Below are 14,678 nucleotides of genomic sequence, written 5' to 3'. Positions count from 1 at the left end.
GTGCTTGCGACCTTATGCCGAGGAACATGAGGCCGCATCATGCTTGTGTTCTTGAACTGACCACAATAAGCCAGCAGTATCCTGGTAGGATGCAAGCTGGCGCTTCGAACGGGGAAGAAAACACGTGCGCAAACTCATCAAGATCGCGGCCGCAACGGCGGCCTTTTTTGCAACTGCGCCCGCCTTTGCCGGCTGGGAGCCGACCAAGCCGGTCGAGATTGTCGTCGCCGCAGGCGCTGGCGGTGCATCAGACCAGATGGCGCGGATGATGCAGGCTGCCATTCAGAAGAACAATCTTCTGAAGCAGCCGGTTGTCGTGTCGCTGAAGGGCGGCGCGTCGGGCGCCGAAGCCCTGATGTACATGAAGTCCAGCGACGGCGATCCGAACAAGATCCTGATCGCCTATTCGCTGATCTACATGCTGCCGCTGTCGGCCAAGCTGCCGTTCGACTGGCACGAGCTGTCGCCGGTCGCGGTGATCGCACTCGATCAGTTCGTGCTGTGGGACAACGTCAACGGCCCCAAGACGGTGAAGGAGTTCATCGAGGCTGCCAAGGCGTCGAGCTCGCCGTTCAAGTTGGGCGGCACCGGCTCTAAGCGCGAAGATCACGTGCTCACGGTCTTCATGGAGAAGAAGACCGGAGCCAAGTTCTCCTATCTGCCCTACAAGTCGGGCGGCGAGGCTGCGACCCAACTGGTCGGCGGGCACACCGAAGCGAACGTCAACAATCCTTCCGAGAATCTCGAAGTCTGGCGCGCCGGCCAGGTGCGTCCGCTCTGCGTGTTCGACAAGGAGCGCATCTCCTACACGACCAAGGTCACGGAGACGCAGTCCTGGAACGACATTCCGACCTGCAAGGAGGAGGGGCTGGACGTGCAATACCTGATGCTGCGCGCGATGTTCCTGCCGGGCAAGGTGACGCAGGAACAGCAGGAGTTCTACGTCGACCTGTTCAGCAAGCTGGTGCAGACACCGGAGTACAAGGACTACATGGAGAAGCAGGCGCTGAAGCCGATCTTCCTCACCGGCAAGGACATGCTGCAGTTCCTCGAAGAGGACGGCTCGCTCAACAAGCAGCTGATGACGGAAGCCGGCTTCGTCGCCAAGTGAGGCTGGGCGGGGCGAGGGGATGAGGAGGATCGATGTCCAACGCTGAGCTCGAGATTGCCGTCGACGATCCGACCGCGCCGGAGGAGAATTCTCCGGCCGTCACCTCTACCCGGACCGTCGACGTCGCGGTGTCGCTGCTGCTGCTCGCGCTCGCGTCCGTACTCGCCTGGGACAATTGGCGGACCGGCGCGTCCTGGGACTCGACCGGTCCGGAGCCCGGCTACTTTCCGTTCTATCTGTCGGTGATCCTCGGCGGCGCCAGCCTTTACGGGATCGGTGCCGCCTTCCTGTCGAGCAAGGAAGCGGTCGAGACCTTCGTGACGCGCGCGCAGCTGCGGCGCGTGATGGCCGTGTTCGTGCCGACCTTGTTGTTCTGCATCGCGATGCAGTTTCTCGGCATCTATGTCGCGAGCTTCCTGCTCATCGCCGGGTTCATGCGTCTCGTCGGCAAGATCGCGATCTGGAAATCGCTGCTCACGGCGTTCCTGTTCAGCGCCGTGATGTTCGTGACGTTCGATGTCGTGTTCGACGTGATCATGCCGAAGGGCCCGCTCGAAGCGGCGTTCGGGTACTGACACCGGTCTCTCCCCCGTCATTGCGAGGAGCAACGCGACGACGCAATCCAGGGCTGCGCACTCGACTCTGGATTGCTTCGCTGCGCTCGCAATGACGAGGAAACAGTTGGAATGAAATCATGGAAGCCTTGGGTCTGCTGCTGCACGGGTTCGCGGTCCTCCTGACCTGGAAGACGCTGCTGCTGATGATGGTTGGGCTCGTGCTCGGCGTCTTCGTCGGCGTGCTGCCCGGGCTGGGGGGGCCCAACGGCGTCGCCATCCTGCTGCCGCTGACCTTCTCGATGGACCCGACCTCGGCCATCGTGATGCTGTCCTGCATCTACTGGGGCGCGCTGTTCGGCGGCGCCATCACCTCGATCCTGTTCAACATTCCCGGCGAGGCGTGGTCGGTGGCGACCACTTTCGACGGCTATCCGATGGCGCAGCAGGGCAAGGCGGCGGAGGCGCTGACGGCCGCCTTCACCTCGTCGTTCATCGGCTCGCTGGTCGCGGTGATGCTGATCACCTTCCTGGCGCCCTGGATCTCGTCGTTTGCGTTGAAGTTCGGTCCGCCTGAATTCTTCGCCGTGTATCTCCTGACCTTCTGCTCATTCGTGGGCTTGGGACGCGAGGACAAGCACAAGACGGTCATTGCGATGGCGCTCGGTCTGCTGCTTGCCGGCGTCGGCATGGACACCGTGTCCGGTCAGTTGCGGATGACCTTCGGCTCGACCGATCTGTTGCGCGGCATCAACTTCCTGGTCGCGGTCATCGGCCTGTTCGGCATCAGCGAGATCCTGCTGACGATGGAGGAACGCCTGGCGCTGCGCGGTCACGCCGCCGCGATCTCCTTGCGCACGGTGCTCGCCGTCTGGAAGGACCTGCCGAAATACTGGATGACGCTGCTGCGTTCCTCGGTGATCGGCTGCTGGCTCGGCATCACGCCGGGCGGCGCGATCGCGGCCTCCTTCATGGGCTACAACCTCGCCAAGCGATTCTCCAAGAATCCGGACAGTTTTGGCAAGGGACGCATTGAGGGCGTGTTCGCGCCTGAGACGGCCGCGCATGCCTCAGGCACGGCGGCGCTGCTGCCGATGCTGGCGCTCGGCATTCCTGGCTCGGGCACCGCGGCGATCCTGCTCGGCGGCCTGATGGTGTGGGGCCTCAATCCCGGCCCGCTGCTGTTCGTGGAGCACAAGGACTTCGTCTGGGGCCTGATCGCCTCGATGTATCTCGGCAATGTCGTCGGCCTCGTGCTCGTGCTTTCCACCGTGCCGATCTTCGCCTCGATCCTGCGCGTGCCGTTCGCGGCCGTGGCGCCGATGATCGTGGTGTCCTGCGCGATCGGCGCCTACGCGATCCAGAACGCGATGTTCGACGTCTGGCTGATGCTCGGCTTCGGCGTCGTCGGCTATGTCTTCAAGAAGATCAAGATCCCGCTGGCGCCGTTCACCTTGGCGCTGGTGCTCGGCAGCCGTGCCGAGGACGCGTTCCGGCAGTCGATGATCATCTCCGGCGGCAACATGAAGGTGTTCTGGGCGAACGGGCTGGTGGGCACCATCACGACGCTGGCGATCGTGCTGCTGTTCTGGCCGCTGATCGATCGTGTGATCGCGAGCTTCAGCAAGTCGGGAGCGCCGGCCGCGAAGGCCGAGGCTTAGTACGGTTGTCGCTGATCACCCGTGCCCTGCCAGCTGGATGCCTGCGCTCGATCGGCTACGCCGTTCCTACCACGTGTAGCGCACGCTGCCCTTGCCGGCATAGGAACGGGTGACGCTCGAGAACTCGCCTTCGAACGTCGCCATGGCGCTCCAGCCGTTCTGCCAGCTCATCTCGACCGAGGTCGTCGTCAGCGCGGAGTCGCGCGCCTGCGCGGCGCCGTTGACGACGAAGCTTGCGCCCGGCAGCGTCTGGAACGTCGCCGCGACCGAACGATCGGGATTGAAGTCGTGCGCCCAGGCGAGGCGGCCGCGCAAGGTGAGGGCGCCGTCTGCCAGCGCATGGGACTTGTCGGTGCGCAGGCCGAACTCGGTGCGTGTGTCGGTGACGGTCTTGCCGGTGTAGCTCAGTGCGAAGGTCGACGTGCCGGAGATGGCCTGCTCCACATAGGCCGGTAGGCGCAGGCTCGTCACCTGCGCAGCCGCGTAAGGCGTCAGGCCGATGCCGCCTATGGGAGCGACGAAGCGCGTGCCGCCCTCGATGCGGCCGATCCAGGCATTGGCTTGATAGGTCGCGCGCAGCCGGTCGACACCGGAGATGGTGACGGTGCGATCCGCGGTGACGTCCTGCCAGCCATAGGCCAGGGCCGCTCTCAGATAGCTCGGGCCGATATGATCATGCAGATAGGCGCCGGCCTGGAACAGGTCGGAGCGGCCGGAGCCGAGGCCGTTGACGCTGAAGCTGGTGCCGCCGCCGCCGAGCGCGAAGCCCGCAATCGTGCGCGGTGCGATCCGGTAGTCGGCGCCGACGGCGGTGCCGGCGATGCGGCTGGTGGTATCGTTGGAGCCGACGACTGCATTGCCGCTGGTCGTTTGCGAGCCGCCGAAGCCCGCCGCCCAGACATTCCAGCGCTGCGCAAAGTCGGCCGGCCTGTCGTCAGTCAGCATCGCGAAAGCATCGGTGCGCTTGCGGGATGTGTCAGCATAGCTGATCGCGCCCCCGCCGCTGGCTTGACGTTGTGCGAAGGGATCGGTCAGCAGGCTGGCGAACTGGCTCATGGCGTTGAACGTGGTCTGTTGCACGTCGGTGGCGCTCTCGCCGGACGCCTGCGTGAGGCCCGCCTGGTTCAACTTGCCGAACACGACGGGAATATCGCCGGTGCGATCGAAGAACGCCGATAGCGTATCGCCGACCGTCTTCTGATTGCCGTTGAGTCCGCCGGGCACGGCGAAGGCGAGGATCAGATCGAGATAGACGTTGTTGGCGTCGTAGCTCAGGCTGGTCTTGAAGCCGGAGGGCAGGTTGGTCTTCACCACCGATCCGAAGCCGCCCGAGATGCCGCCGCTCGTGGTCAGGATGGTGTAGCGCTTGTCGATATAGCCGCCGCCGGTGCCGAACACGGCGTTGACGGTGGCGCCGCCGAGGGTGGCCGATCCGGTGACGCTCGCGAATGAGGCCGTGGTCGGATCGAGCTGCACCAGATAGTACGCACCGGACTGGAAGGCGAGATTGCCGACGATGGTCATCGACGAGCCGGCGGTGCCATTGCCGGGCGCCAGCGTGCCGCCGGCATTGATGCCGACCGTCATCGGCGGATCGACGAGACCCGCACCCGTCAGGGTGCCGCCGGCATTCACGGTCACCCCAGAGGTGTTCGTGATCGCACCTTCGACGTCGAGCACGCCGCCGTCGATGGTCGTCGCCCCGGTGTAGCTGCTGGTGCCTGACAAGGTCAGGATGCCTACGCCGACCTTGGTGAGCCCGCCCGTGCCCGAAATCGTCCCGCTGAGTGTCGCGTTGTTGCCGTTGGTATCGAACGTGCCGCCGCCGGCATTGAGGGTCACGTTCCGGCTGGAGCTGAAGCCGGCGAGATATTGCAGCGTGCCGCCACCGAACGACACGCCGCCGGAAGCATCGCCGAGATTGGCATCTGATGACACCGCGAGCGCGCCCTGGTTGATGCTCCACGGCGTAACCGCGGTCGTCGTGCCGGTCAGCGTCCAGGTCGCGGTGCCCGTCTTCACGAAACTCGAGAAGCCCTGGAATTGCGCGGTCGCGCCGATCGTGGAAACGTCGAAGCTGCCGTTCGCGGCGCCGCCGAGCCGGAACGTATCGGTGCCGGTGCCGACGACATTGCCATTGATGATCGAGCTCGCCCAGATCTCCAGCACGTTGCTGCCGCCGGTGAAGCTGATGGCGGCGGGGGCCGCGAACAATCCGAAGCCGTTACCGCGCGAGATCGTGCCGCTGTTGATGATCGCGAGATTGGCGCCGATGACGCCCGCACCGGCCGTTCCAGCCGTGCCGGAGTGACTTGTATCCGTCGCGCCGGCCACGCCTGCGTCGCCGCCGGTGATGGTGCCGGAGTTGATCAGCGTGCCGTCCGCGGCGAAGGCGACGCCGGCGGCACCACTACCACCGTCGCCACTCGCATTCGGTTGGGTGCTGGATGGCGCGTCACCACCATTTCCGCCGCCACCGCCTTTGATGGTGCCGGCGTTGGTCAGCACGACGCTGCTTCCCGTCAGAAAGATACCGTAACCGCCCTGGCCGCCATTGCCACCCCAGCCATTCACGACGACATTTAGCGAGGCAGCCGCGCCGCCATTGCCGCCCTTGCCTCCCGTGATGCTGCTGCCATTGCTGTAGGTGAGCCCGCTGCCATCGACGACCACCCCGTATCCGCCGGCGCCGCCGCCGCCACCTCCGAAATCCCCGGTGGTGGCGCCGCCACGTCCACCATTGCCGCCCGACACCGCTGCGGAGTTGCTCGTGTCCGTGGTTACGACGGCGCCATGTGCGCCACCACCACCTCCGCCTCCGCTGTGAATCGAGAAGCCGCTTTGACCGCTTATTCCGTTGGCGCCCGGACCGATTCCGCCGCTGCCACCCGGCGCGCTACCGGTCGAATCGCTGCCGCCGGCCCCGCCGAGTGTGCCGGCGCCGCCACCGCCGCCGCCTCGGGTAGGAATAGGTGCGTTGGCGCCGACATTTCCAACGGCCGTGGCCGAGCTGGCACCGCCATTGGCGAAGGTGTCCTGGCTGCTGCCGCCGGCGCCGCCTCTGGTGGCCTGCGCAATGGCTGGCGCCGCCGCAAGCACCGGGGTGACCAGCGCGGCCGCTGACAACCAGCACAACCGCCTCGAGCGCGAGACCGTATGGGGACCGGATCGGTTTGCGATCAGCACGTCAGCCTTTGCATCTTCGCGATTGAATCCATGTCATGCAGGCGCCGTCAGGCGCCTCCAATCGTGCCAGACGGCATATCGCAGCCAAGATCGCCTCGGCGGGTACTGTGATTTTTTGGGTGGATTTCGAGATGGCCTAAGTTCGTCGCTGCCTGTGACCGTCGTGCAACATTCGATACGAACCAGCCTCCGCCTCCGGTTGTGCGTGGTCGTTCCGCAACCGAACGGCGCGCATGCGGCGGGCTTGTGCAGCATGGGCTGTGGCATCAGCGATCCTGCCTCAAACGCTGCGGATAGACCGCGACGAGCACCTGAATTGCCCAGATTCTCCCTGCGCGTCAGCCTCGCGGACCGAGCCGGCCAAACGCGGCGGGTGAACAGGCCACACGCTGAGGCTCCCACGACCATCGGCATCAGTTGCGAGTTTCTGATTGGGACCATGCCGTAATTGGTTCGCGGATTGTGGTGGATAGGGCTTGGCTGGGAACACCAAAACAATCGTACCGATGTTCGAAGCCGTCGGGCGCTTCTCCAGAGGTTGTGTCTTTGCGATGACAGCATTTTAGGCAGAGCGGTGATAGGCTCCATTCATGGGCAGATATCGTTCTGCTCACGCGCGGTGCCTGATCTCTGGTCATCGCGCCCTGATGTTTCCTCCCGAGACGATCACCTTGCCCGGCGCGTGCGTCGGGCTTTTTTTTGCGTTCGGCGGATCAGAGTTCGCAGCTCATCCCGCCGCCCTCGAAAAGAAAAAGCCTCCGTCCGGCTTTCGGAACGAAGGCTTCGAGCAAAGATGATTCAGGTCAGCGAGCGCGCGGACCCGAGGTAAGTCAGCCTCAGTGGGCCTTCTCCGCAACCGGCATGTGGTACCAGTCGGACTCGTTGTCGAGCATCGTTTCGTCGAACGGCAGAACGCCGACGTGATTCAGAGCGGCCGCGTTGACGTCGCGCACCATGTCCATCGCCGTCAGAAACTCGTTCAATTCCGTCGCGCTCATGGAAGGCTACTCCTCACACGCGCGGGCCGAAGGGGTCCGCGATCAACTGATGCGAAGAGGTTAACGCGGTCTCGCTCTGGCCTCAATCCCGCCCAGGTCGAAGTTCCAACGTGGTGACATCTGGGCCACAGCGGCGGGATGCCGCAGCTTGGTCATATTGCACCTGCTCACACGACGCGGTGCAGCCGGAGATCGGCGATCTCGCCATCGGTGAAGCCGAACTCGGAGAGGATCTCCTCGGTCTGCTCGCCGAACTCCGGCGGCCGTGCCGCCATCCGGCTCGGCGTGCGCGACAAGGTGAAGGGCTGCGCCACCAGCGTGATGTCGCGGCCGTCGTCGCTGGCGACCTGCTGCGCCATGCCGAGATGCTTCACCTGCGGGTCCTCGAACATCTGATCGATCGCGTAGATCGGCCCGCAGGGCACGCCGGCGGCATTGAGCTCGGCGACCCATTGCTCGCTCGTCTTCGCCAGCGTGCGCGCATTGATCTCGGCGTTGAGCGCATCGCGGTTCTTGGAGCGCGCCGGCGCGGTCGCGTAGTCCGGATTGTCGATCCATTCGGGCGCGCCGAGCGTCTGGCACAGCCGCTCCCAGATCCGCCCCCCCGTGGCGGCGATGTTGATGTAGCCGTCGGAAGTCTTGAACACGCCGGTCGGAATGCTGGTCGGATGGTTGTTGCCGGCTTGAGGGGCGACCTCCTTCTCCATCAGCCAGCGTGCGGCCTGGAAGTCGAGCATGAAGATCTGCGCCTGCAACAACGACGTCTGCACCCACTGGCCCTCACCGGAGACCTCGCGCTCGAGCAGCGCGGTGAGGATGCCCATCGCGCAGGACAGGCCTGCGGAGAGATCGGCGATCGGGATGCCCGCGCGCATCGGGCCCTCTCCAGGCGCGCCGGTGATCGACATCAGCCCGCCCATGCCCTGCGCGATCTGATCGAAGCCCGGCCGCTTCGCATAGGGGCCGTCCTGGCCGAAACCGGAGATGCTGCCATAGACGATGCGCGGATTGACGTTGCGCACGGCCTCGTAGTCGATGCCGAGCTTGGTCTTCACATCAGGGCGATAGTTCTCGATCACGACATCGGCCCGCTTGGCCAGTCGCATGAACACGTCGACGCCCTTTGGGTCTTTCAAGTTGAGCGTCATCGCGCGCTTGTTGCGATGCAGGTTTTGGAAGTCGGAACCGCGGCGCGGGCCGCCCAGGGCCTCGCCACCATCCTCCATCATGGCGTCGATCTTGATGACGTTGGCGCCCCAATCGGCGAACTGCCGCGCGCAGGTCGGGCCGGCGCGCACCCGCGTCAAATCGAGGACAGTGAAGCGGGACAGGGCTTTGGACGCGCGCGGAAAGGCCATGCGACGAACTCCGAGAGAACGTGACATGGCTGTATAGGAGAGCGCGCGGGAGGCGACAATTGCGTGCGGGTGGTGCGGGCCGCCCCGCTCATGCCGCTGGCGCAGGGCTTCCTGCTACGGGAACAACGCGAGGACTTCACCGCTCGTCGGCGATCACCTTGCCGTCGTTGGGCAGCGTGCCTGGTGCGATCAGCTCGATGCTGCCGCCGAGCTTGGTGATGTTGCGCAGGCTGGCGGCGAGCGCGTCCTGCAGGCCATCTGATGGCGAGGCGCATTCCGCCTTCAGCGTCATCGCATCGGTCTCGCCGGCGCGGGTGACGACCAGGCGGAGGCGGCCGAGCTCCGGGTGGCGCTTGCCGATCTCGGCGACCTGCTCGGGGCGCACGAACATGCCCTTGATCTTGGTCGTCTGGTCGGCGCGGCCCATCCAGCCCTTGATGCGCATGTTGGTGCGGCCGCAGGCGCTGGTGCCGGGCAGGGCGGCGGTGAGGTCGCCGAGGGCAAGCCGAATCCAGGGATGGTGGCGATCGAGCGAGGTGACGACGATCTCGCCGACATCGCCTGGCGCCACCGGATCGCCGGTGCCGGGGCGGACGATCTCCAAGATCAGGTCCTCGTTGACGACCATGCCGTCGCGCGCTGCGGTCTCGTAGGCGACGATGCCGAGATCGGCGGTGCCGAACGCCTGATAGGCATCGACGCCGCGCGCCTTGATCTCGGCCTGCAGCGACGGCGGGAACGCCGCGCCCGACACCAGCGCGCGCTTGAGCGAGGACACGTCGCGGCCGGCGCTGGCGGCGCTGTCGAGCAGGATCTTCAGGAAGTCGGGCGTGCCGCTGTAGCCGATCGGGCGATAGGCCTCGATCAGCTCGAACTGCGCCTCGGTGTTGCCCGGGCCAGCCGGGATCACCGCGCAGCCGAGCGCACGCGCCGAGGCGTCGAAGATGAAGCCGCCGGGCGTGAGGTGATAGCTGAAGGTATTGAGTACGATATCGCCGCTGCGGAAGCCCGAGGCGAACAGGGCGCGGGCGCCGCGCCAGGGATCGCTGTGCGCCGCCTCCGGTTCGAAGATCGGCCCGGGCGACGTGAACAGACGCGAGAACGCGCCGGGCGCCTGCGCGACGAAGCCGCCGAATGGCGGGGCCGCCTTGTGCAGGGCAGGCAGCTCGGATTTGCGCAGCACCGGCAGTTGCGCGAGCGCAGCGCGCGTCGTGATGTCCTGGGGATCGATGCCCTGCAGCAGCGCGGCATAGGCCGGCGCCTTCATCGCCGCGTGCAGCACGTCGGGCAGGCGGCCGAACAGATCCTGCTCGCGGGCTGCGGGATCACGGGTTTCGAGGGCGTCGTAGTGGGTCATCGTACCCAGTCCTTGAATCTTGCGGTCGTCATGCCCGGGCTTGTCCCGGGCATCCACGTCGTTCGTCGTTGCGGCTCGTGCGTGGATGACCGGGTCAAGCCCGGCCATGACGAGGAGAGAGTTCGGCTACAGCCACCGCTTCCGCCGCTTGAAGCTCTTCAGGTTCTTGAAGCTCTTGCGCTGGTCGCCGGCGCCGCCGAGGTAGAATTCCTTGACGTCCTCGTTGTCGCGCAAGCTGTCGGCGGTGCCGTCGAGCACCACCTTTCCCTGTTCCATGATGTAGCCGTGGCTGGCCACCGACAGCGCCGCGCGCGCGTTCTGCTCGACCAGCAGGATGGTGACGCCGAGATCCCTGTTGATCTCCTTGATGATCGCGAACACTTCCTTCACCAGCAGCGGCGACAGGCCCATCGACGGCTCATCCATCAGGATCATCTTCGGCCGCGCCATCAGCGCCCGTCCGATCGCCAGCATCTGCTGTTCGCCGCCGGAAAGATAACCCGCAAGGCCGGTGCGTTCCTTCAGCCGCGGGAAATAGTTGAACACCATCTCGATGTCACTGTTGACCTCGCGATCGGATCGCGTGAACGCCCCGAGCTTGAGGTTCTCTAGCGACGTCATGTCGGAGACGATGCGGCGGCCCTCCATGACCTGGAAGATGCCGCGCCGGACGATCTTCTCCGGATCGATGCCGTCGATGCGCGTGCCGTCGAACATGATCTCGCCGCGCGTGACCTCGCCGTCCTCGGTCTTCAACAGGCCGGAGATCGCCTTCAGCGTCGTCGACTTGCCGGCGCCGTTGGCGCCGAGCAGCGCAACGATCGCGCCCTTGGGCACGTCGAGGCTGAGGCCGCGCAGCACCAGGATGACGTCGTCATAGACGACCTCGATGTTGCGGACGGAGAGCAGGGGGGCTGCGCTCGCGGTCGCATTTGCATTGGGCTTATCGAGGGTCTCAACCATATCCGTTCACCTCACTGTCGTCCCCCGCGGTAGGCGGGGGGCCCAGTATTCCAGAGCCGCCGATGCTCGGTGGAGAAGCCGCGGCGTACCGGATCCCCCGCTTTCGCGGGGGATGACGATGGCGTGCGGAGCGGCTGCTGAGTTGATTCAGCGGCCGCCTGGCAACTTACCAACCCGCCCATTCCGCCTTGCGCGGCAGCTCGATGGTCTTGACCTTCTCGAGCTTGATCACGCCCTTGGCCATGAGATCGTTGAGGTCGCCATCGGTCGGGCCGGTTACCTTGGCGCGATAGAGGTCGACCTTCATCGTGCCGCGGTGATCCTTGTCGGTCCAGGTCGAGGGGCTGCAGACGCCTTCCATCCCTGCGGGCACCCAGTCCTTCTTCTGGTAGAAGCCCTTGGCGACGTTCTCGCCGGTGGCGCCGCCGTTCTTCGCAGCCCACTCGATCGCCTCCTTCATGTAGAGCGACGAGCAGACCGCGGCGACATAGTGCACTGGCCGATAGACCTTGCCGGTCGGGTCGGACATCTTGGAGATCTCCTGCACCGTCTTCATGCCCGGCGCATCGCCGCCCCAGGCCACCGAGGTGCGCAGCGGAAAGACGACGCCGTCGGCGGCATCGCCCGCGGTCTTGGCGGCGTTCTCGTCCATGCCCCAGACGTTGGACAGGAATTGGACGTCGACGCCGGCATTCTTGCAGGCCTTCATCACCGAGATGTTGGAGGCCGCGGTGTTGCCCAGATAGGCGTAGTTGGCGCCGGAGCTCTTCAGGCTCAGGCACTGCGCGCTGTAGTCGCCGGGCGCCAGCGCGAACACCAGCGGCGGCAGCACCTCGAAGCCGAGCTCGGTGGCGAGCGCTTCGCCCGCGGCCTTCGGCGCGTTGGGATAGGGATGGTTGGCGCCCATGTGCACGAATTTCGGCTTGCCGGGCTTGCCCTTGGCCTTCCAGTCCTCGGCCGCCCAGGTCAGCTCGGCGCGCAGTGCGTCCGAGTAGCTTGGGCCGTAGAAGAAGTTGTACGGCGCGGCCTTGGCCTTGCCGCTGGTGCCTTCAGGGTCGGTCAGCGCGGCGGCGTAGGAGCCGGACATGTCAGGGATCTTGTCGTTGGCGAGGAAGCCGGTCAGCGCCTCGGTGTCCGCGGTGCCCCAGCCCATGATCGCCGCGACCTTGTTGTCCGGGGCCGACCACTTCTTGTACAGCGCGATCGCGCGCGGCACCTGGTAGCCGTAGTCGTTGCTGTCGACCGCGAGCTGCTTGCCGCCGATGCCGCCGTTCTTGTTGACCCAGGCGAAGGTGTCCATCACGGCCTGGCCATAGGGCGTGCCGACGTCGGACGTGCCGCCCGAGAGATCCTGCAGATGCCCGATTGCGATCTGCTGCGCCTGCGCGGTTGAGGCGAAGGCGCCTGCGAGCAGCGCCAGCGCCGCCGAGCCGAGCAATGATTTCATCGTCATAGTGCTTCCTCCTGTGATGCGTTCGGGCCGGATTGTCGCCGGTCCCTGTTGGTTGAGTTCAATGTGAGAACGGATAGAGCTTCCAGTATGTCTTGATCTGGCGCCAGCGATGCGCCAGCCCGTCGGGCTCGAACATCAGGAAGGCGATGATGATCAGGCCGATCGCGATCTCGCGCAAAAAAGTGATGTTGTTGTTGAGCGCGAGCGCCTTGTCGATCGCGCCGCCCTTGAGGTGGTGGCTCAGCCATTCCATCGATTCCGGCAGCAGAACGACGAATGCTGTCCCCATCAGGGTGCCCATGATCGAACCGGTGCCGCCGATGATGATCATGGCGAGAAACAGGATCGAGCGCTCGATGCCAAAGCCTTCCTGCGAGATCACCAGCTGGTAGTGCGCGTAGAGCGCGCCGGCAATGCCGGCGAAGAACGCGGCGAGGCCGAACGACAGCGTCCGGTACTTCGTCAGGTTGATGCCCATGATCTCGGCCGAGAGATAGTGGTCGCGGATTGCGATCAGCGCGCGGCCGTCGCGGGTGCGCATCAGGTTGGTGACCAGGAGGTAGCACACCACGACATAGGCCAGCACGACGTAGAAATATTGCCGGTCGCCGCGCAGCGTATAGCCGAAGATCGAGAACGGATTGGCGGAGGCCGGCACCGAGCCGCCGGAGAACCACTCGGCGCGGGAGAAGAAGTCGAGCAGGATGTATTGCGCGGCGAGGGTGGCGATGACGAGATAGAGACCCTTCAGCCGCGCCGCCGGAAGTCCGAAAATCAGCCCGACGAGTGCTGTGATCACCCCGGCGAGCGGGATCGCGAAGAACACCGGGATCGCGTAGGTGTTGTTGATATAGGCCGAGGTGAAGGCGCCGAGCAGGAAGAAGCCGGCCTGTCCGATCGAGATCTGGCCGGTGAAGCCGACCAGGATGTTGAGGCCTAGTGCGGCGATGGCGAAGATGCCGATCTGGATCGAGACCGACAGCCAGTATTCGGAGAACACCTGCGGCGCGAAGCACAAGAGGATCACGCCGGCGATCGCGAAATTGCGGCTGGTTCTGGTCGGGAAGATCGTGGTGTCGGCCGCGTAGGAGGTGCGGAAGTCGCCGGCGGGTATCGTGGAGCGCGCAACCATGATTCAGATCCGCTCGATGTCTTTGGTGCCGAACAGGCCGTAGGGCTTGATCATCAGGATGATGATCAGCACGTAGAATGGCGCGATCTCGTACAGATTGCCCCAGTGCAGATACTGGCTGTCGACATATTGCGCGATGTTCTCGAGGAGGCCGATGATGATGCCGCCGAGCACGGCGCCACCGACCGAGTCGAGGCCGCCGAGGATCGCCGCCGGAAAAACCTTGATGCCGTAGGCCGACAGGCCGGAGGAGACGCCGTTGACCACGGCGACGACAACACCGGCCACGGCCGAGACTGTTGCCGAGATGGCCCAGGCCATCGCGAACACGTTCTTCACGGAGATGCCGAGCGATTGCGCGACCTGCTGGTTGAAGGCGGTTGCCCGCATCGCCAGGCCATATTTGGAGGCCTTGAAGAACCAAGCCATGCCGAGCATCATCAGGACCGATACCACGAGGCTCATGACGTAGACCGTCTGGATTTGAAGTCCGAACAGGTCGACGGACGTGCTGGCGAACACTGGCGGGAACGGCTGCGGGTTGACGCCGAACATCCATTTCAGCGCCGCCTGGAACACGGTCGAAAGGCCGATCGTGACCATGATGACGGAGATGATCGGCTCCCCGATCATCGGACGGAGGATCACGACCTGGATCGCGATGCCGAACGCGAACATGAAGACCAGCGTCAGCGGCATGCCGACCCAGAACGGCACCTGATATTTCGTCAGCAATGCCCAGCACACCCAGGCGCCGATCAGCAGCAGCTCGCCTTGCGCGAAATTGACGACCTGGGTCGCCTTGTAGATCAGCACGAACGACATCGCGACCACGCCATAGAGCGTTCCGACGACGAGGCCGTTGACCAGGAGCTGGATGAGGAAGGCGGTGTTCATGATCGTTC

11 protein-coding genes are annotated in these 14,678 nt (G+C 65.0%); 3 read left to right on the top strand and 8 right to left on the bottom strand.

The features are described 5' to 3' along the window. Positions 1-124 precede the first annotated feature (124 nt). The 3 genes from ACQR13_RS22695 to ACQR13_RS22685 all read left to right on the top strand — a co-directional run bounded on the left by ACQR13_RS22695 (position 125) and on the right by ACQR13_RS22685 (position 3,326). Positions 125-1,111 (top strand): tripartite tricarboxylate transporter substrate binding protein, encoded by a 987-nt coding sequence (locus tag ACQR13_RS22695; RefSeq protein ID WP_315825115.1) that lies wholly within the window; start codon positions 125-127, stop codon positions 1,109-1,111. A gap of 32 nt (positions 1,112-1,143) precedes the next feature. Next, a complete protein-coding gene (locus ACQR13_RS22690; RefSeq protein WP_315753558.1) occupies positions 1,144-1,686 on the top strand; it encodes a tripartite tricarboxylate transporter TctB family protein in 543 nt (180 codons plus the stop codon). Positions 1,687-1,805: 119 nt separating this feature from the next. Then, complete coding sequence (locus ACQR13_RS22685; RefSeq protein WP_316183848.1) at positions 1,806-3,326, top strand: tripartite tricarboxylate transporter permease; 1,521 nt, start codon at positions 1,806-1,808, stop codon at positions 3,324-3,326. A 66-nt stretch (positions 3,327-3,392) separates the two neighbouring features. Here ACQR13_RS22685 and ACQR13_RS22680 read toward each other — a convergent pair whose 3' ends face one another. From ACQR13_RS22680 to ACQR13_RS22645, 8 genes are all read right to left on the bottom strand, one after another. Then, positions 3,393-6,452 (bottom strand): autotransporter outer membrane beta-barrel domain-containing protein, encoded by a 3,060-nt coding sequence (locus tag ACQR13_RS22680; RefSeq protein ID WP_434863259.1) that lies wholly within the window; start codon positions 6,450-6,452, stop codon positions 3,393-3,395. An 896-nt stretch (positions 6,453-7,348) separates the two neighbouring features. After that, entirely contained in the window at positions 7,349-7,510 is a 162-nt protein-coding gene (locus tag ACQR13_RS22675) for a hypothetical protein (protein ID WP_315712919.1), read from the bottom strand. A gap of 167 nt (positions 7,511-7,677) precedes the next feature. Continuing rightward, on the bottom strand, positions 7,678-8,868 hold the full coding sequence (locus ACQR13_RS22670) for a CaiB/BaiF CoA transferase family protein (RefSeq protein ID WP_316191404.1): 1,191 nt from the start codon (positions 8,866-8,868) through the stop codon (positions 7,678-7,680). 136 nt (positions 8,869-9,004) lie between these two features. After that, positions 9,005-10,225 (bottom strand): phenylacetate--CoA ligase family protein, encoded by a 1,221-nt coding sequence (locus ACQR13_RS22665; RefSeq protein ID WP_434863258.1) that lies wholly within the window; start codon positions 10,223-10,225, stop codon positions 9,005-9,007. Positions 10,226-10,351: 126 nt separating this feature from the next. Then, the gene (locus ACQR13_RS22660) at positions 10,352-11,188 is read right to left on the bottom strand and encodes an ABC transporter ATP-binding protein (RefSeq protein WP_315712917.1); all 837 of its coding nucleotides are present in this window, start codon (positions 11,186-11,188) and stop codon (positions 10,352-10,354) included. A 166-nt stretch (positions 11,189-11,354) separates the two neighbouring features. After that, positions 11,355-12,641 (bottom strand): ABC transporter substrate-binding protein, encoded by a 1,287-nt coding sequence (locus tag ACQR13_RS22655; RefSeq protein WP_316169712.1) that lies wholly within the window; start codon positions 12,639-12,641, stop codon positions 11,355-11,357. Between the two features lie 58 nt (positions 12,642-12,699). Next, complete coding sequence (locus ACQR13_RS22650; protein ID WP_315712915.1) at positions 12,700-13,773, bottom strand: branched-chain amino acid ABC transporter permease; 1,074 nt, start codon at positions 13,771-13,773, stop codon at positions 12,700-12,702. A gap of 3 nt (positions 13,774-13,776) precedes the next feature. Continuing rightward, on the bottom strand, positions 13,777-14,670 hold the full coding sequence (locus ACQR13_RS22645) for a branched-chain amino acid ABC transporter permease (RefSeq protein WP_316166153.1): 894 nt from the start codon (positions 14,668-14,670) through the stop codon (positions 13,777-13,779). Between the last annotated feature and the right edge of the window lie 8 nt (positions 14,671-14,678).

The organism is Bradyrhizobium sp. HKCCYLRH3059 (genome assembly GCF_051168035.1).
Classification (GTDB): Bacteria; Pseudomonadota; Alphaproteobacteria; order Rhizobiales; family Xanthobacteraceae; genus Bradyrhizobium.
The sequence above is the reverse complement of the archived record's forward strand: the minus strand, read 5'-3'. Positions and strand labels throughout refer to the sequence as shown.

Excerpts from the sequence above, each read along its gene's own strand:
- ACQR13_RS22655 (WP_316169712.1), bottom strand. The coding sequence starts at position 12,641 with ATGACGATGAAATCATTGCTCGGCTCGGCGGCGCTGGCGCTGCTCGCA.
- ACQR13_RS22650 (WP_315712915.1), bottom strand. The coding sequence starts at position 13,773 with ATGGTTGCGCGCTCCACGATACCCGCCGGCGACTTCCGCACCTCCTAC.
- ACQR13_RS22670 (WP_316191404.1), bottom strand. The coding sequence starts at position 8,868 with ATGGCCTTTCCGCGCGCGTCCAAAGCCCTGTCCCGCTTCACTGTCCTC.
- ACQR13_RS22675 (WP_315712919.1), bottom strand. The coding sequence starts at position 7,510 with ATGAGCGCGACGGAATTGAACGAGTTTCTGACGGCGATGGACATGGTG.
- ACQR13_RS22665 (WP_434863258.1), bottom strand. The coding sequence starts at position 10,225 with ATGACCCACTACGACGCCCTCGAAACCCGTGATCCCGCAGCCCGCGAG.
- ACQR13_RS22645 (WP_316166153.1), bottom strand. The coding sequence starts at position 14,670 with ATGAACACCGCCTTCCTCATCCAGCTCCTGGTCAACGGCCTCGTCGTC.
- ACQR13_RS22685 (WP_316183848.1), top strand. The coding sequence starts at position 1,806 with ATGGAAGCCTTGGGTCTGCTGCTGCACGGGTTCGCGGTCCTCCTGACC.
- ACQR13_RS22690 (WP_315753558.1), top strand. The coding sequence starts at position 1,144 with ATGTCCAACGCTGAGCTCGAGATTGCCGTCGACGATCCGACCGCGCCG.
- ACQR13_RS22660 (WP_315712917.1), bottom strand. The coding sequence starts at position 11,188 with ATGGTTGAGACCCTCGATAAGCCCAATGCAAATGCGACCGCGAGCGCA.